General features: G+C 34.1%; 14 protein-coding genes. 2 read left to right on the top strand and 12 right to left on the bottom strand.

Translation table 11 applies throughout. The features are described from left to right. Positions 1-276: 276 nt before the first annotated feature. Entirely contained in the window at positions 277-1,365 is a 1,089-nt protein-coding gene (locus PHE88_10875) for an LptF/LptG family permease (protein MDD5688323.1), read from the top strand. A 12-nt stretch (positions 1,366-1,377) separates the two neighbouring features. Then, positions 1,378-2,445 (top strand): LptF/LptG family permease, encoded by a 1,068-nt coding sequence (locus PHE88_10870; protein MDD5688322.1) that lies wholly within the window; start codon positions 1,378-1,380, stop codon positions 2,443-2,445. On the opposite strand, the gene PHE88_10865 is transcribed toward PHE88_10870, so the two are convergent. The 12 genes from PHE88_10865 to PHE88_10810 all read right to left on the bottom strand — a co-directional run bounded on the left by PHE88_10865 (position 2,426) and on the right by PHE88_10810 (position 18,862). Further along, entirely contained in the window at positions 2,426-3,901 is a 1,476-nt protein-coding gene (locus PHE88_10865; protein MDD5688321.1) for a PorV/PorQ family protein, read from the bottom strand. The two genes, PHE88_10870 and PHE88_10865, sit on opposite strands and share 20 nt — an antisense overlap. 52 nt (positions 3,902-3,953) lie before the next feature. Beyond that, a complete protein-coding gene (locus PHE88_10860; protein ID MDD5688320.1) occupies positions 3,954-5,867 on the bottom strand; it encodes a M6 family metalloprotease domain-containing protein in 1,914 nt (637 codons plus the stop codon). Positions 5,868-5,986: 119 nt separating this feature from the next. Beyond that, positions 5,987-7,714 (bottom strand): conjugal transfer protein TraF, encoded by a 1,728-nt coding sequence (gene traF / locus PHE88_10855; GenBank protein MDD5688319.1) that lies wholly within the window; start codon positions 7,712-7,714, stop codon positions 5,987-5,989. Positions 7,715-7,892: 178 nt separating this feature from the next. After that, on the bottom strand, positions 7,893-9,179 hold the full coding sequence (gene ahcY, locus PHE88_10850; protein MDD5688318.1) for an adenosylhomocysteinase: 1,287 nt from the start codon (positions 9,177-9,179) through the stop codon (positions 7,893-7,895). Between the two features lie 155 nt (positions 9,180-9,334). Beyond that, a complete protein-coding gene (gene metK / locus PHE88_10845; protein MDD5688317.1) occupies positions 9,335-10,534 on the bottom strand; it encodes a methionine adenosyltransferase in 1,200 nt (399 codons plus the stop codon). Between the two features lie 111 nt (positions 10,535-10,645). Beyond that, positions 10,646-12,106, bottom strand: a complete 1,461-nt coding sequence (locus PHE88_10840; protein ID MDD5688316.1) for a phosphoglucomutase/phosphomannomutase family protein — start codon at positions 12,104-12,106, stop codon at positions 10,646-10,648. Next, positions 12,103-12,462 (bottom strand): cupin, encoded by a 360-nt coding sequence (locus PHE88_10835; protein MDD5688315.1) that lies wholly within the window; start codon positions 12,460-12,462, stop codon positions 12,103-12,105. The genes PHE88_10840 and PHE88_10835 overlap by 4 nt, the downstream gene beginning before the upstream one ends. Next, positions 12,459-13,481 (bottom strand): NDP-sugar synthase, encoded by a 1,023-nt coding sequence (locus PHE88_10830; protein ID MDD5688314.1) that lies wholly within the window; start codon positions 13,479-13,481, stop codon positions 12,459-12,461. The genes PHE88_10835 and PHE88_10830 overlap by 4 nt, the downstream gene beginning before the upstream one ends. 107 nt (positions 13,482-13,588) lie before the next feature. Then, positions 13,589-14,524, bottom strand: coding sequence for an NAD-dependent epimerase/dehydratase family protein (locus PHE88_10825; protein ID MDD5688313.1), 936 nt, complete (start codon positions 14,522-14,524; stop codon positions 13,589-13,591). Between the two features lie 100 nt (positions 14,525-14,624). Further along, positions 14,625-15,995, bottom strand: a complete 1,371-nt coding sequence (locus tag PHE88_10820; GenBank protein ID MDD5688312.1) for a sugar transferase — start codon at positions 15,993-15,995, stop codon at positions 14,625-14,627. 297 nt (positions 15,996-16,292) lie between these two features. Then, a complete protein-coding gene (locus tag PHE88_10815; GenBank protein ID MDD5688311.1) occupies positions 16,293-17,432 on the bottom strand; it encodes a glycosyltransferase in 1,140 nt (379 codons plus the stop codon). Then, positions 17,429-18,862 (bottom strand): glycosyltransferase family 39 protein, encoded by a 1,434-nt coding sequence (locus PHE88_10810; protein MDD5688310.1) that lies wholly within the window; start codon positions 18,860-18,862, stop codon positions 17,429-17,431. The genes PHE88_10815 and PHE88_10810 overlap by 4 nt, the downstream gene beginning before the upstream one ends. Positions 18,863-19,083: the final 221 nt, after the last annotated feature.

Raw genomic sequence — 19,083 nt, 5'->3', positions numbered from 1 at the left:
ATATTCAATTTAACAATATAAATTTATATGGACCCGCCCCCGCTCCGCCCCGCCACTACTGCTTTGGCGGGCAAGCACTGATACTTTGGCGGATTTCCTATAACACCCTTTTATGTCCCTAACCTTCAGTTAGGGACTCAAAAAAAATAGACTTGATTCTATCAAATACTTTATATATAATAGACGTAGATAGCCGCAAATGTAAGGTACGGATGACTGCGGATATAAATCAGCGGTCATCAGCGATACTTTAAAAATCCGCCGCTATCTGCGTCTATGAAAATAATTGACCGATATATTATCAAAGAATTTTTACCAAAATTCCTTACTTCACTTTCAGTATTTACCTTAATATTACTTATGGATCAGATTTTTGATTTTCTTGCTGATTTAGTTTTAAACAAAGGTGTAAATTTTCTAGATACTTTAAAATTATTTTTATATCTGCTATCTTCGCTTTTTATGTTTTCGGTTCCTATATCAATATTTTCCGGCAGTGTTTTGCTTTTCAGCCGCATGAATGAAGACAATGAAATAACTGCAATACGAACCGCAGGCATAGCAACCACCTCAATTATAAAACCAGTTGCAGTAATTTCATTTTTATTGTCCTTACTTATGTTTCATGTAAATTCCACATTAGCGCCGCAAGCAAATTCAAAATTTAAAAAACTTTATTACCCCATACTTTATAAAAACCCTGTTACGCAGTTCTCTGAGAAAAATTTTATTCAAATCCAAAATTATGATATCTACGTAAAAAAAATCCAAAAAGATAATACCCTTAAAGGTGTGTTAATTTACAAGTGGGAGGAGGGACTCCCTACAATAACAACAGCAAAAAGTGCGGAAATGGTTATAGCGGAGGAAAAAGGATTCTTATTCCGTTTAAACAATGGTATGACTTTTCAGGAGAATTCTAAGAGAATCGGAGATTTTAGCGTTTGCAATTTTTTAACCAATGAAATGGTACTCGCAGTAAACAACAATACAGATTTCCTAGCAAACAGAGAGGTTAGCATACGAGAATTAAAATCAAAGGATTTATTAAAAAAACTCAAAACGGTTGCGCCCGAATTGAAAAATTTATATATTACTGAATTCCATTTGCGAATCGCCCTGGCTTGCGCTGGTTTTATACTTATATTTGTATCAATTCCCCTGTCATTACTTTATAAAAAAAGAGCAAAGAGCTTTGGAATTACATCTATTATCGCAATTATATTTGCCTATTACACGCTTTTAATAGCAGGGACTACTATGGGTCAAAAGGGTTTCATAAATCCAGTGGCTGCAGTATGGTTCCCAAACTTTACATTTGGAATAATAGGCGCTTTACTGACACTAAAATTAATTAAAAAATAATTATTAAATTGTATGAAAATTATAGATAAATATTTAACAATTACTTTTTCCAAATCACTGGCCATTTCGGTCGCAGTTTTTTCATTCATTATATGCATAACATATATTTTTGACCGCCTGTACATAATTTTTAAATTAAATGCATCGTTGTCTTCATTCTTCTTATCACTTCTTTACTCGTTTCCTAATTGGCTTTCTCTAATCTTTCCGGTGGCAATACTTTTAGCTACACTTTTTTCTGTAGGTGATTTAGCAAGAAATAATGAAATTACTGCATTAAGAACTTCGGGATGCAGTATCTTAAGAATAGTATCATCAATAATTTTTGCAGGTATTTTATTTACCATTATCTTTATTTTTTTTAATAATACCGTATTGATAAATTCAAACAAGAAATTCACTCAAATTTGGAAATATGATATAAAAAAACAGAAATATCAAACAAATGAAGGATTTAATGTTGTCCAGATTGAAAAAGACAAAATATTTTCAGCAAAAATGATTGATGGTAACAACGAAAAGATTTCTGGGCTTATTCTACTTGAGCTTGATGACAAAATGAATTTAAAGCAAAAAATAACCGCTAAAGAAGCGAAGTGGAAAGACGGATGGCTGGAGATTACTGACACTACAATATGTGACTTTTATAACGGTAATTTTACAATAAAAAAGTTCACTGCAAAAAAAATCCCGTTTAATAAAAAACCGTCGGAATTTATTAATATTAAGAAAGACCCTGACGAACTGTCTTATAGGGAAATATCCGACCTGATTGTACGACTTAAAAAATCCGGAATCCCGTCACACCAGGAAATGGTTTTTAAATATTCAAAGCTTGCGAGACCTGTATCTATTTTGACAATGTTGCTTTTAGGAATCCCTTTTGCAATAAAAATGGCAAAAACTGCAAAAATATTCTCATTTGCCGTAGCTATATTTGTCGGGTTTCTTTATTGGGGAGGAGTATCGTTAGGGCAAGCTATGGGACTTAACCAGACCCTTTCACCATTACTTGCATCATGGCTTTCTAATATAATCTTTACGTCTGTCGCGGTTTTCCTTATTTTGAAAATAGAATAAGATTGGCAAGAATTTTACATGCGTCGTTAAGTTCTTCTGCGGAATATGCTTTAACGTTTTCTGATTTTAATATACTTCCTGTTTCAACATCAACAAGATTCACTGTTATCAAATAAGTATCTATAAGTTTTGAAAGATTACCGATAATAATCTGCTGTGCATTTAAAATTTTCCCTATTTGAACTGCACAATCAGGAGTAGCACAGCCTAACCGTTGAAAAGCTGCTTCTGCAAGTATTTTATCCATATCTGCTTTTCCGATTAAATTATAGGTACCAGGTTTTATTAGGGTACTTAATTTTTCAAGTTCTATCCTTAAGAAATCATCAACAATAGAAGCATCTGATTGAGAAACATTATTCCCTTCGAAGTTAGCAACTGCGATATTTATAATATTACCTTTCTGCAATTCATTGATTTTCTGTTCTTCCAACTTACTTTTCTTACTTCTAAACTTTTGCTTTATCATTGCTTCTTGTACTTTTTTCAACCGACTTTCTTCATTTTCTTGTTCTGATTCTTCCCCGCCAAATCTCATCAAAAAAGAAACCTGATATGGATTACTAATACTGTTAAGTTCGGTAGCAAAGTCAACCGAAAACCTGTCATAAAATCTAAATCCCAAACCTAAGGTATAATTGTTTCTATCAGGCAGAATTTTTAGACCGCCTCTCAAAAAATATCTTTCATAAAGAGAATATTCGAGTCCGACTGAACTATAGATACCTTCTTCTTTAATCAAATCAAAACTGTCTGCAACAGCAAGCAATGAATTATTATTACTAATAGGCAGATTATAAGACAAACCGCTACGAACAAGGAACGGTAGTGATTCACCTTTGCTCCTATATTTTATTGACGTACCATAATTTTGAACCGAAAGACCAAAATGCAGCCTCTTGTTTTTACTTCTTAATAGCATACCCGTATCCAAAGCTGCTGCGGAAGCATTATATTCTTCTACAAGTCTTGTTGATAAACATTTTATATTATATCCCATTGAAAAGTCTTCCGATAAATACCATCCCCAACCAATAGTAGCCATAAAGTCAGATTGGGAAACAGCACTTTTCGACGTGCCATCTATATAATTTATTTCAATTTTGCCGCCATTCAGATGTAAAACTCCAAAAGCAATACTAGATCTTTTTCTAGTTAATAACGGTTGATTATAAATAACTGAAGCTTTATAATCATCACTTAATCCGCTAGTAAAAAATGAAGATATTTGCTTTCTTGAAATAGAAGCAAGACCAGCGGGATTAAAATACAGCGTATAAATATCTTCATCTAAAGATGTGCCACAACCACCAAGAGCCATTTGTCTCACACCCACAGGTTGCATCATTATTATACCCGCAGTTGTACCTACGGCAGAAGCATAAAGATAGTTCAGAGTAAATAGTTCATAGTTCATAGTTAAAAACAATAATATTAATAATGGATTTTTCTTCATGTTATTTCTCTTTGCTATGAACTATGAACTATAAAACTATTAACTATTTTTCCTATCTTATAACACATATTTTTTTAGTTTCTTTGTAGCCAGGTGCTGTTATATGAATAAGGTAAATTCCAGAGGCAACAGTATTATTATCAGAATTTTTACCATCCCAACCAATAAAATATGTTCCTGCAGAAATATATTCACTTACAAGGGTCTTTATAAACCGCCCATCCAGTGTATAAATTTTAACGGTAACATTGCCATCATTTGATGTTTTATAATAGATGGTAGTTTTTTCTGCTCCCGGAACAAAAAGATTATTAATGGGCTTAATATTATTCGGCTTATCTATCAAATTTAAATAACTAACATTTGCAATTCCTATAAAATCGTTATTACTTAAAGGTAATTTAGTGATTGTTGCAGTTATATTTCCAGGCAAAAATTTCCAGTTAGTTAATGCGGGTGTAATCGTATATGGACCATTTTCTAAATCTGAGAAAATATAATAACCATCAGTATTAGTTGTTGTATAATCAACTATTGTCCCGGACAATGTAACACCAACGTCCTGAATACCTCTTCCGGCACTATCTTTTATATATCCCCTAATAAACGGTTTATAGGCAACTGTGAAATTGGAGCTTTGCACATCATTCGAAATATCATAAACCCTTAACATATTCTCCTGCCCATCGTAATTATTCGCATAAGGTGAACAAAAAATCTCTCTTGTTCCAGGCCAGATATCAGTTGAATCACCATAATTTGTCGAAGGGTCCGTGTCATCAGCCTCTTCAACATCAACTGTTCTGTGTGCATAGTTATTTAGTGAGTTATTTGCTGCTCTTTCAGCAAATGTTGTTCCCTCAATAGTTCCTTCATCAATATGCCAAATTAAAAGTCCGGAACCCGGTAATTTAGTAGAATATGTAGAAGTGGATGTATTACATAAAATGAAATACTCTGTTTCAGAATTTATTGTTTTTAATCTATAAACTGAAGATGACGATATCTCGAACGTATATGAGGTAAGATAATAAGTCCCATCAGAGATTTCAGTCGGTGTAAGCCATCCAAGTTTGTATTTTTCCCATGCAGAAGGCTGTGTAGGGTTATATCCATTATTAACCCAAACCCCATAATCCATTAGAGACCAGTACCCAACCTGAGAATATCTGCTAATTCCTGTTGAATACAAATCCCAAAGACCCAAGTAATGTCCAAATTCGTGACATGTAACACCGATAGAACTTGCATCCAATTCTTTTGCCGGGACATTTATACCTTCCGTAAAACCATTTGTTTCTGTAAAAGGACCGACATATGCCGACCATATATCACCGGAATTTTGTGTTGTTTCATTTCCATAACCGGCATGTGCAACCATGACACCATCGTACTCCGGATATGAAACAATAACAGGACCGTCAGGATAATTATTCACTTCTCGCAATGCATCTATTATGAGTTGAGATAGTGATGCATCTGTATCCTCTCCATAATACGACATAGTCCTGGAAAGTGGAAATGGCATTTCGTTATATATTCCTTCTAAAGTTGGCGTCGATTTTGCCACTGAATCTTTTATTGAATAATAAAAAAATGTAAATTCAATATCCAGAAGACTATATGACGCTTCTTTATAAAAGTTTTTAAGAAATGAAAGCGTATCGTTAAAACCAATTTTATCTTCGTTAGTCATTGTTTCATTACCTGATGTATTTACACCATTGGGTTCCAAATCAACCAAAATTACAGCAATTTTTCTTGTTCCGGTTGTTCCTATAGTTTTTGCAATCACTTGCTGTGATAAACCTGTTTCTTTAAGTATTTTTATATCGGGATGTTGATGCACATATTCTTTTGGTCCGGGATTTTTTCCATTAATATGAGGCACAGCGTAAAGGGAAGAGGCAAGAAACAAGATGAAAGAAGAAAGATGCAAGATTAAAAAAGTAGAAGTTTTTTTCATACGTTGTTTATAATAAGATATGCGACTTAACTGCACAGGTTACTAACATACTTACTAACAATTGTTAGTAAGTTATTAATAACATTATTTTGGACATGAATAAACTATAATACTTTATATTAAAAATCAAATGAAATTGTTAATGCTGCAGAAGCTGCTGCCGGGACTTTTGTGCTTGAACCAGAAACTTTCTGACCAATATCAACCATATCAGATGACATTGCACCACCGACATCAATTACAAAATGTGCAATATTTAATCCAAAACCTCCGGTGTAAGCAAGTTTTGCAGATGACTCAGCAATATTTTTCATAACACCAGTACGCAAAGCTAAATTAAACCATGATTTATTTAAAATGTTTAATTCAGTTCCAAGCCCCCATAACTGTGAATTATAACCGGGAAGCGGTGTCGAGTTTTCTGTTAAATCCAAATCAGTTGAAATACTCCACCAGTTAAACGGCCAAACAGCAATTCCTCCGCGGATTTGCGGGTCAATTTTATACTTTGAACCTTCACCATCATTAATTGCTTTTACCGGCTGGTCAAAGGTAGGACTATTTAAATTTCTTATTAAAAGCCCAAAATTTGTTTTCTTATTAAAAAATTTCTTCTGAAGCAAAAATCCTAAATCAACACCTATAGCATTTGAAGTTCTCTGATTGTCACTAAAATCTTTCCATAAATCAACATTATCTTGATTAAGCACACCAACCTTTACATAACCGACATAACCTTTAATATATTTCACATTTATGCCGGCATAAAGCCCTTTTAAAATTCCGTTTAAAACTGCTGTTGATTGAACACGCGGAACTTTCATACCATAACCCAATGATGCCTCAAATGTTGAAGCACCGCGAACAGTAAGATTGGACTTATTATTAGCATATGAAGAACCGGCAGTTGCACCACCAAGAATACTATCAATTAAAGGCCTGACATCTTCAATTTGTTGAATATAGTCTTTTACTTGTTCTTTAGTAAGTACTGTTGTTCCAAGCTGATTTGCTATTGTCGGATCTGTAGCAGCTCTCACAATCGCATTTGCAAGCGCTTGCTCGACCGTAAGTCCTGCCGGAAGAGTGGCTGTTATTGTTGTATCAATATTAAGATTTTTGAGATTCGTTGTAATATCTGTGAGAAGTCCTTCAGCAAGCGTGTTGGCTGATGTTTGTAGTGAAGCATCGGTTGGAGTATCATAAATATTTGCTCCGCTATTACCTGTCTTATAGGTGGAATTAAAATCATCTATAATTTTTCCCAAATCAACACCTTGATAACTTTCTGCTTTATAAACCGACTTCTTTATCTGTGGTGAAAATGACCCGGCACCTAATCCAAGGTTTTTAATATCAATTGACGGGTCAGCACCTATTGAAGTAAAATTGTTTACAGAAAATGCAAAATGGCTAACTCTAATATTTCCTCCGGCTCCTAAATCAACAAGTACACCTTTTGAAGGATCATTCAAATTGTCTAATTCCTTAACTCCTTTAACAAATGCAGAAAGCTGGTCAAGCGAAATCGCTTTTCCGGTTTTTTGGGCAGCGGAAATACTGGAAAACTGATCAGCAATATCACTAAGCCGGTTAGCAGAACCAAGAATATCACCTGTAAATTCAGCCTGAATATTCACAGGAAGCTGGACATCTACATCTCTTCCAATTCCAAGCCCTGCGGGGTTCCAGTATTGTGTAATAGCATCCTCACCAATAGCGACATATGCGCCACCCATTCCCAAAGGTCTAGTCCCAAGGATTTTAAAAGATTCGGAATAAATATACCCGGTAAATAACAAACAAAAAAAAGCAAATACAAAAACTATTGCGAAATTTTTTCTCATAATAACCCCCTGAATCCCCATCTAATAGGAAGTATAAACAAATATATCAATTTTGTCAATGTGATTTTTTACACACTTGAAAAACGATTAAAAGATTAGAAAGATTGGGAAGATTAAAAAATTGAAAAGAATGAAATATTTAAAATCTTTTAATCTTTATAATCTTTTTAATTGCCTTTTATGTGCCTTCTTGCCACGAGGAAAGGTATTTTTGCTGTTCTTGTGTAAGTTTATCAATTTTTACACCAAGCGACTCTAACTTCAGTTTTGCAATATTCTCATCAATGTCTTTTGGGACAGAAAAAACATCATTTTTTAGTCCGATGTCCGATGTCCGATGTCCGATGTCACTGACTTTGAACCTCTTTACTAACCATTCTGCAGAAAGTGATTGATTGGCAAAACTCATATCCATAACTGAAGCAGGATGTCCTTCTGCTGAGGAAAGATTAATAAGACGCCCCTCGGCAAGAATATAAATCTTTTTACCGGAACTTAATGTATACTCATCAACAAACGCTCTTGCTTCTCTAACTTTCTTACTGATTTTTTTAAGAGCCGGAATATTTATTTCAACATTAAAATGACCTGAGTTACACACAATAGCACCGCTTTTCATCGCCAAGAAATGTTGTTTGTCAATAACACTTATATCGCCTGTAAGTGTAACAAAAATATCACCAATTTTTGCCGCCTCTGCCATTGACATAACCCTAAAACCATCCATAATTGCTTCTATCGCTTTCAAAGGGTCTATCTCTGTAACTATTACATTGGCTCCCATACCTTTTGCTCGCATGGCAACACCCCTGCCACACCACCCATAACCGGCAACTACAAAATTCCTGCCGGCTAACAACACATTGGTAGCGCGTATGATTCCGTCGATTGTGGATTGTCCGGTTCCATATCTATTATCAAAAAGATGTTTCGTTAATGCATCGTTAACAGCAATAATAGGATATTTTAACACCCCATCTTTTGCCATTGCCTTTAAACGGATAACACCTGTTGTCGTTTCTTCGGTACCACCTATAATGTTACTTAAATTATACTTTTCCGAATGAAGTGTTGAAACTAAATCTGCTCCGTCATCCATAGTTATTTGCGGATTAGCAGCAAGAACCGACTTTATGTGTTTGTAATATGTTTTATTATCCTCGCCTTTAATCGCAAATGTGGAAATTCCAAAATCACTTACCAATGATGCTGCAACATCATCCTGAGTTGAAAGCGGGTTTGACGCACACAGCGTTATCTTTGCACCACCCTCTTTCATAGCAATCATAAGATTTGCTGTTTCTGTGGTTACGTGCAAACATGCGGCAACGGTAACGTTCTTTAATGGTTTTTCTTTTGAAAACCTTTTTCCTATGATTCTTAAAACAGGCATGTCCCTTTCAGCCCACTCAATGCGATTCTTACCTACTTTTGCTAATTTTAAGTTCTTAACATCGTAATTCATTTTTACCTCACTTTTTCTCCTTTACCAAAAGGAGAACACCCCCGCTTAGTTTTGCCTGTCCCCCCGTTTAGATTTACTTTTAGTAAATCTGGGGGGATCAAAACTGGGGGTGTACCTTAGATAGATACCCTGTAATATCCTGCTTACAAGAATCTTCACCTTACTTCTGATTTTAATCTCTCTGCTTTGTCAGTTTTCTCCCATGTAAATCCTTCTCTTCCAAAATGACCATATGCTGCTGTTTTCTGATATATAGGAAGATGAAGTTTAAGAGTATCAATGATTCCTCTCGGTGTTAAGAGAAAAACTTTTCTTACTGCTTTTTCAAGTTTTTCATCAGAAACACTGCCCGTATCAAGCGTATCAACCATTATTGATACCGGCTCCGCGACTCCTATTGCATATGCAAGCTGTATCATACACTTTTCTGCAAGACCAGCTGCTACTATATTTTTTGCAATATATCTTGCCATGTAAGAAGCCGAACGGTCAACTTTAGTCGGGTCTTTTCCGGAAAATGCACCACCGCCATGAGGCGCCATTCCGCCATATGTATCAACTATTATTTTCCTGCCGGTCATACCAGTATCAGACTGGGGACCACCCACGACAAATCTGCCTGTCGGGTTGATATAACAATCTTTCTTGAAGTTAAATCCTTTCATAAGATTCTTAGGAATAGTCGGTATAATTACAGTATGAAGTATATCATCTTTTGCCCAATTGGCAAGATTACCTGTTTTTTTATCAACCGAATCTTCGGTATGCTGAGTAGATATAACTATTTTTTCTACCGAAACAGGTTTCCCGTCAATATATTTCACCGTAACCTGAGATTTGCCATCAGGTCCGATATATTTTAATGTATTTTTTTTTCTTACTTCCGCAAGACGCATTGTCAGTCTTTGTGCAAGTGTTATCGGAAGCGGCATAAGTTCTTTTGTTTCATTGCATGCATAACCTATCATAAGACCCTGGTCGCCTGCACCAATTTCTTTTCCTTTTCTGCCAACACCTTGTGAAATATCGGGTGATTGACGACCTATCGCATTAAGTATCCCGCAAGTTTGATAATTGAACCCATATTTCATATGAGTGTAACCAATACCCTTTATAACATTTCTTGCTATATCCTGAACATCAACATATGCACTGGTAGTAATTTCACCACCGACTATTAAAAGCCCTACAGTAACATATGTCTCACAAGCAACTCGACATCTAAAATTATTCTTTAACGGCGAGTCCTGCCTATAAACCTCATCCAAAATCGCATCAGAAATCTGGTCACAAACCTTGTCCGGATGCCCTTCTGTTACTGACTCCGAAGTAAAAACATAATCCCCACTAAACATTTGAACCCCCTATATCACGAATACTGCATCACGAATGCTATCACAAATTTTCACGAATAAAATCTTTATATTCGTGTCTTGTTCGTGATATTTGCATTTATTAGTGTGTCTTTATTCGTGCTTTACTAAATTAAAGCAAATTTTTTCTGCAAAATCAAGTAATATTTTTGTTTTGACAATTGAATTAGTTTCAGAGTAAGTCCTCAGGACCGGTTCTGTTCCAGAAGGACGAAGTAAAAGCCAATCGTCATTATTAAAAATTATTTTTATACCGTCAAATGCTTTAATTTCCCTGACATCCGTATTTTTACACATTATTTCATTTACACTTTTTGTAAATTTTTCTTTATCAACAGGAGATTTCAATTTTATGTCTTTCCTTAAAAAACATGATTTGCCAAATCTTTTTTGCAAATCATCAACCAAATATGAAAGTTTCTTCTTTGTATTAGTTAACATTTCCATAATAAGAAGCGCATTTAATATACCATCTCTTTCCGGCATTCCCTTTCCCCATCCATAACCACCGGATTCCTCGCCCCCGAACAAAACATCTTTGTCTAACATTTTCTCGCATATGTACTTAAAACCAACAGACACTTCCTCAAATGGCTGGGAAAACTTTTTAGCAATACGTTCCGAAAGATACCCCAGAGAAACTGTCTGAACAATTTTTCCTTTTAATTTTTTATGTTCTAAGATATACAACAAAATTAAAGGAAAAACTATATGCGGCGAAAGATAGCGCCCTTTATCATCAATAACGCCTAAACGGTCCGCATCACCATCAAAAGCGAAACCAGCAGCAGCCTTGTTTTTTAATATTTCTTTTTTTAATTTGTAAAGATTTTTTTCTATTGGTTCCGGATTTATTCCACCGAACAACGGTTCTCTATAATTGTTAATTGAGTGGATTTTATTTTTTTTATCAAAAAGCTGTTCAATAATACCAGAACCGCTTCCATACATAGAATCAACAACGACATTCAGTTTTGATGATAAGCTTACTTTTACCAGTGATTTAAGATATGCTTTATAATCAGCTATAACATCTACAGTATCTATTTTTTTATCATCAATCTTAACATCATTTTTATAAAGACATGCTGAAATTTCATTTATTATTTTTTGCGATACAGAACCGCCATACGGAAGTTTTATCTTTAACCCGTTCCAAAAAGGCGGATTATGACTCGCGGTTATCATTATTCCGATACAATTATTTTTTTTGCAAAATAAAGAAATCGATGGTGAAGTTACCGCCGTTTTCGAGATATGAACATCTATATTATTTGCTGAAATAACTTTTGCGACTTGCTTGGCAAATTTGTCAGAAAGGAAACGATTGTCATAACCCACGATAACAGCAGAAAGTGGCAAGTGGGAAGTGGGAAGTGTATTTTGAATTTCTTTATTTTTTATATAATCGGCAATTGCTTGAGCAACAATACTGACATTTTTAAATGTGAAATCTTCGGCAATTATTCCGCGCCAACCATCAGTTCCAAAACGGATACACTGATTACCGCTGATTTGCAACGTTGATTGCCGCTGACAATTATCTGCGGTCATCTGCTTCTCCTTTTATCTGCGGTTATCCGCGTTCTTCCATAATCATCTTCCATACGAACAACATCCCAAACTTCAGGGGTCGATACCTCAACAAGTGTTACATCACAAAACTTCGCATACATTCTATGTATTTTTTTAGGTGGTATGACAATTACACTGCTTTGCTTCATTAACTTCTTCGTATTTCTCAGTTCCATAATATATTTACCGGAAAGGGTATAAATTGTTTCATGTTTCACTTTGTGATACTGTTTACTTAAACGACGCCCTTTTTTAATAAAAAGTATTTTACCAACATAATTTTTCGTAAATGCAAACCATTTTTCATATCCCCACGGTTTTTTTACTATTTTCATAATTTTGAGTAACTCCTTACAATAGTTTTATCTCCAATTACACAACCCTCTTTAAGTTGCACATTTTTTTCTATTATACAATTTTTCCCAATTAATGAATTTTCAATTTTACTATCTTCTTCTATTATAGTATTAGTAAGAACGACACAGTTAGAAAGAAAACAATTTTTCCCAACTTTAACATCATTTCCCAAACAAACATTCCCGGAAATCGTAGTTTTTTCAGCTATTGTAGTATTGTTTCCCACAGCGAGATGTCCAAAAATCCTTACACTTTTTGCTATTTTTGAGTTTTTGCCAATTACATTTTTTTTCATTTGATTCATTAAATCATTATGAACCTGTAAATATTTTTCTGTGGTACCTATATCAATCCAATAACCGGAATAAATATAGCCATAAAAGGGAATTTTTTTACTCAAGAGAGTCGGGAATAGTTCCCGTTCAACAGAATAAACAACATCAGGCGGCATTTCACTGAAAATTTCCGGCTCAAAAATATACGTTCCTGCACTTATGGTATCACATGTAATCTGATTAAGAGACGGTTTCTCCAGGAATTGTTTTATTTTTCCATTCTTTGCGGTTTCCACAAGACCGTAACTTGTCGGGTCGGGAACTCTAACCAGAGAAATTGTCGCCTTAGATTTTTTGTTTCTATGGAATTTTATAAGCTTCGCCAAATCTATATCTGTCAATACATCACCATTAAAAATAATAACCGAGTCATTAATATATTTTTCAGCATTTTTTATAGCTCCACCGGTCCCCAACGGCGATTTCTCAATCGCATATGATATATTTACTCCATATTTTCTACCGTCACCTAAATATTTTTCAAACTCTGAGGGTAAATAAGCCATACAAAGAACTATATCTTTTATGCCATACTTTTTAAGAAGTTCTATCTGATACAGAGAAAACGGCTTATTAACCACCGGAAGTAACGGTTTTGGAGTATTACATGTCAAAGGCCTAAGCCTTGTTCCGAATCCGCCAATAAGAATAATTGCTTTCATATAAGTCGCTTCGCTCCTTAATCACGAATAATACATCACGAATATTATCACAAATTATCACGAATGAAACCAATGCTGTTGTTTGTGTCTATTCGTGATGTTTGCTTTTATTCGCGTTCCTTTATTCGTGATTTAAAGTAGTTAAATGTTCTTTTAAGTCCTTCTGAAAAATCTACCTTTGTAGACCAATCAAGTTTTCTTTTAACTTTTTTCACATCAAGCGAACTTTTGAATAATTCTCCTGTTCTTTGTAACTTGTAAACAGGTTTTTGTAAATATCCGCTTATCTTTGAAAGTTCGCTAAAAAGTTGATTAACCGATTTTGAATTGCCGGTTCCAATATTAAAAATTTCATTTTCACCTTTTTTCAGACAAACCAAATTTAAATCAACGATATCCGATACGGATACATAGTCGCGCAACTGCTCACCATCACCAAAAATATTTATAGTTTCACCTGCTAATATTCTATTAATAAAAATTGCGACTACTCCTGCTTCTCCATGCGGGTCCTGGCGAGGACCATAAACATTACCATAACGGTTGGCAACATACTTAAGCCCATAAACTTTTGCATAATAATTTAAATAATATTCAGTAGCACGTTTTGCAATACCATAAGGAGAAAGCGGTTCTGGTGTAACTTTTTCAGAAGGCGATATTTTCCCGCATTCACCATACATTACACCGCCTGAAGAAGCAAAAATAAACTTCTTGACTTTATATTTCACGGAATTTTCAAGAAGATTTATTGCACCTAAAATGTTAGTTTGTGCATCAAAAACAGGATTTGCAACTGACTTTCTTACATCTATCTGAGCTGCATGATGATTTACAATTTCCGGTTTTTCTTTTTCAAATATTTGACCAATAAGTTCCTTATCTGTAATATCCGCATTGTAAAATTTTGCTTTTGGATTTATATTTTCCTTTTTACCGGTAACTAAGTTATCTACTATAACAACCGCATGCCCCGCCTTAACATAGGTATCTGTTATATTTGAACCGATAAACCCAGCCCCTCCGGTAATTAAAATCTTCATAATTCCTCCGGAAAATCAAGAATCAAGAAGTAAGAAATTAGAAGTAAGAATTATTTTTTTTGTTCTTCATCTCTAACTTCTTAATTCTTATTTCTATCATTTAATATGCTCCTCTCCCGGTAAGAATTGCCGGGATTGTACTCAACATAATTCTTATATCAAGCGCAATTGACCAATTCTCCAAATAATAAACATCCAAACGCAACATCTCTTCATATGATAAATTTTTCCGTCCTTTTGTCTGCCATAAACCAGTTATGCCGGGAAGAACCTTAAATCTTCTCTGCCCAATATTATCAAATCTTACTGATTCTACAGTAGTTTGCGGACGAGGTCCTACAATAGACATCTCCCCTCTTAAAACATTTATAAATTGAGGAATTTCATCAAGTGAAAACCTCCGTAAAAACTTCCCTACTTTAGTTATCCTCGGATCATGTTTTGCTTTTTCACCACGACGGGTAGATAAATGCAAAATCTCTTCTTTGCTGAATTTTTTTTCTGGATTGAGTATCATAGTTCTAAACTTGAATATATCAAAACCATTCCACCGGTAACCAACCATGTTTTTATGAAGGTAAAACACATCACCACCGTCTGAAACCTTGATAAGCACTGCTATAATAATAAGCGGAATAGAAAATATTGAAAATATAAAGATTGAGATTATTACATCCATTAACCTTTTAATAAAAAAATTCCATCCATGGAGAGAAATTGCCTTCAAGTGAAATATGGGAACCCCAATAAATTCATCTATTATTATTTCCCCGCGTTTTAATTCGAAAATATCAGGAACAAATTTAAAATCAACCCCTAAATCCTCACAAACATCTGAAATATTACTAATCTCGTTATGATCAGTCTGACTTTTAGAAAATATAATCTCACTTATATTTTTTTCAACTATGAATTTTTTTAATATATTGATATCAGCAAAATATTCATTCCAGACTTCATAGTTTCTCTTTGCCCGTAAATTTTTGATAATATCATCTGCGACTTTACCTTCACCCAAGATAAGTATTTTGCTGGTTCCTACCAATATATTTCCTATATAGACATCCAGTAACCGTATAATCTCATGAAAAATAAATATAACTATACTACTTATTGCAAAAGCGATTAGAAGCATTACTCTTGAAAATGTAAAATCACGATATAAAAAAGTAATTGCTGCAATTATTACAGTTCCTAAAAACACACCTTTAACAATTTTTAAAAATTCATTTAACAAATCTATCTTTCTTGGTTGATAAAACCCTGAATAAACAAAAACAATTCCCCATAAAAATATTACAACAAATATAGCAGTGTGATATAATTTGAAAGGCGGAACTCCATGAATAATAGGAACCACCCAAGAATAGAACCTTAACCAATACGCAAGATTAAACGAAATATATATTGCAATTATATCAGCTATAATAAGTATTACTGGAAATATTATTTTTCTTATTTTTGAACCCATTATTTACTCCGCAAATACACTAAACCTACAATAAACAAAACAAGCGAATTCATCGCAAGATTACAGACATCCCTGCGGCAAGGTGCAGGGTATTAAAATCTTTTGAGACTTTTGAATTCTCTTTCAGGTGTCATTGCGAACCCCGTAGGGGTGTGGCAATCTCGATACTTAATTGAGATTACTTCGTCTCTTCGTTCCTCGTAATGACAACATTGTTTACAGTGTGGCAAGCCACAGGGAATTAACAAGTTAAAAATTGTATTTCAATCTATGTAATCTGCTGTTTAGTCGATGTAATCATAGACTGTTGGGTTTCCCAACAATCTCATTATATATATTTTTTACTTTATCGTCAATGAAATATTTTATTTTTTCTTCAAATATTTTAACACTAAATTTTTCAGCAATATCCCTGATTTCATCTTTATTAAACTTCATATTTTCAAATCTTTTCACAGCATTAACAAGCGAATTAGTTGTTTGTTCCTCAAAAAAAATACCGGTTTTACCATCAACTACCGTCTCTAATACTCCCCCTTTCTTATATGCGATTACCGGCTTTCCGGATGATTGTGCTTCTACCGGAACAATTCCAAAATCTTCTTCACCCGGGAAAATAACTGCTTTGCAATTTTGATAATACTTTTTCAAATCATCGTTATTCGTCCACCCCAAGAACTCAATATTATTTTTAGCAATTTTTTTCAGTTTTGCTTCTTCCTGACCTGAGCCTATAATTTTTAGCTGATAGCCCAATGCATTAAATGCCTCTATTGCTAAATCTACTTTTTTATACGGAGCAAAGGCGGAAACGATTAAATAGTAGTCCGATGTCCGATGTCCAATGTCCAATGTCGGAGTGAAGAAGTCTGTGGCGACTGGGGGGTAGATTACTACAGAGTCGCGGTTATAATGTCTTTTTATGCGTTCCCTTACATGTTCGGAAATAGCGATAAAATAATTAACCTGTTTTGAGCTTTGGACATCCCATTTCTGCAAATATGGTCTTAATGTTTTCATTACATATTTTGTAAATCTGCCGGAGGCTGATGAATTACCAAAATACTGCTCGTACATATCCCAAACATATCTCATCGGGGTATAACAGTAACAAATATGCATAGAATTCTTAGGAATTTTTACCCCTTTTGCGACACAATGGCTGGATGATAAAATTAAATCATAGCCTGTTAAATCAAATTTACTTATCGCTGTCGGCATCAGTGGTAAATAATATCTGTATTTTCTTTCTATATCGGGTAAATGCTGGAGAAATGAAGTTCTTATATTCATATTTTCTATCACATTCGAGATAGTACCTTTTATATGGACAAGAGTAAAAAGTGTCGCTGACGGATAAAGTTTGCAGAAAATCTCAAGACATTTCTCTCCGCCGCGCATTCCTGTTAACCAGTCGTGTATTATAGCAATTTTCATTTTCTTTTTCTTAAATCAAAAATTAAAAAATCTTTGTCTTTCCAAGCAAGCAAATAATTTTTCAATAGTAACTTTTTAGTTTCCGAATCGTCCGGCCAATAATCATCAGTTCCTGTAAGAAAAAAACTAATTCCCTGTGAAGCAACATTCTGAAAAATCAAATCTGTTTTCCTTAAATCTACCGTAAGTCCCTTGCGATGAATATGATAAAGTTGTATAGAATCTGCTTTAGTATTACATAAAAATAAATCATTAGAAGCGCTTAATTTTGCCACAATAGGTTCGGCTCTTAATAACCACACATCGCTCATTTTATACCAATTATGAATTCTAATAAAACTATTGATTGGTATGACTAATACAAAAAAAGCTATTATTAATTTATTAAGAACCCCCCTTTGTTCATATTTTTCCCAAAAATAAACAATTCCACAGCCAATAAATACAGCATTAATAGGTGCATAAGGAAGTGATGTATATTGATGAATATACCCATATCTGCCAATAAGAATGATATAAATTATAACAGCAGTAAACCATAAAGCAAAGAAGAACTTGCGATTTTTCAGTACAACAACCCATAAACCAACCGCAAAAAAAAATAAACCGACGTAAGTCGTCGTTAATTCTATAAATCGTGAAAGAAAATGTCGTGCCCAAAAATCAGGTTGCTTAATTACTGATAGCATATCAAGGAAACTGTTAAATTCCAAAGGTAAGATTCTAATCCCACTTTTAGTGTATTTATACCATAAGCCGACACATAAAATAAGTAAAATATTATAACACCACACATCTATCCTATACAAGAACTTCCAGCCCCATTTCTGATATGCAAGATATGCTATTGGCAATAAAATATAAAGTGACGGAAGTTTCACAAGGGGAGCCAATACTAAAAAAAACAACGAAAACAGTAAGTATGATTTTCTATTTGTATTCTCTAAATAACATACAAAATAATAAAGTCCGGATATTGTAGCAAACAACATTATTGATTCCGGCTGAATAGTACGTGTAAAATATATTTTAATCGGTATGACTGAAAATATTAACGATGAAACATATGCACTGCGAAAACTTATAAATTTTTTAAGCAACAGAAATAAATATGCAGCACCACTGGCAGAAAAAAACACAGCAAGAAATCTTCCTAAAATATCATGCTGTCCAAAGACTTTATACAATAGTGCCACTAAATATGAATATACTGGGAATTCGGTTCCTGCTCTTTCTACTGACCTCTGACCAACCCAATCAACCTGCGGATAAAAAAACTTAAAACCATTCTCATAATAATTCCTAATCGTCATTGCAGTCTGAGTTTGTCTCCAAGCATGAAAGTCAAGCAAAGGATTTGTGATTCCTTTTATTTGAACCAGAACACTGAATAAAAATATAGAAAATATTATTAAAAAGTTTTTTTTCATTTTTATCATACCGAATTTGGATATCGTATCGTAACATACAGTTTGTCATTGCGAGAGCCAATTTATTGGCTCGTGGCAATCTCTTATGAGATTGCTTCGCTAACGCTCGCAATGGGCTTAATAGTACTAAAATGTTGTTTTTTTAATGGTTTTTTAAATAAATATACCATTTCAAATAAGCAATTTTATGTTTTTCAGATAAGCCTCTGTGTCTTTGAAAA

It is taken from the genome of Elusimicrobiota bacterium, assembly GCA_028718185.1.
Taxonomy (GTDB): Bacteria; Elusimicrobiota; UBA8919; order UBA8919; family UBA8919; genus JAQUMH01.
The sequence above is the reverse complement of the archived record's forward strand: the minus strand, read 5'-3'. Positions and strand labels throughout refer to the sequence as shown.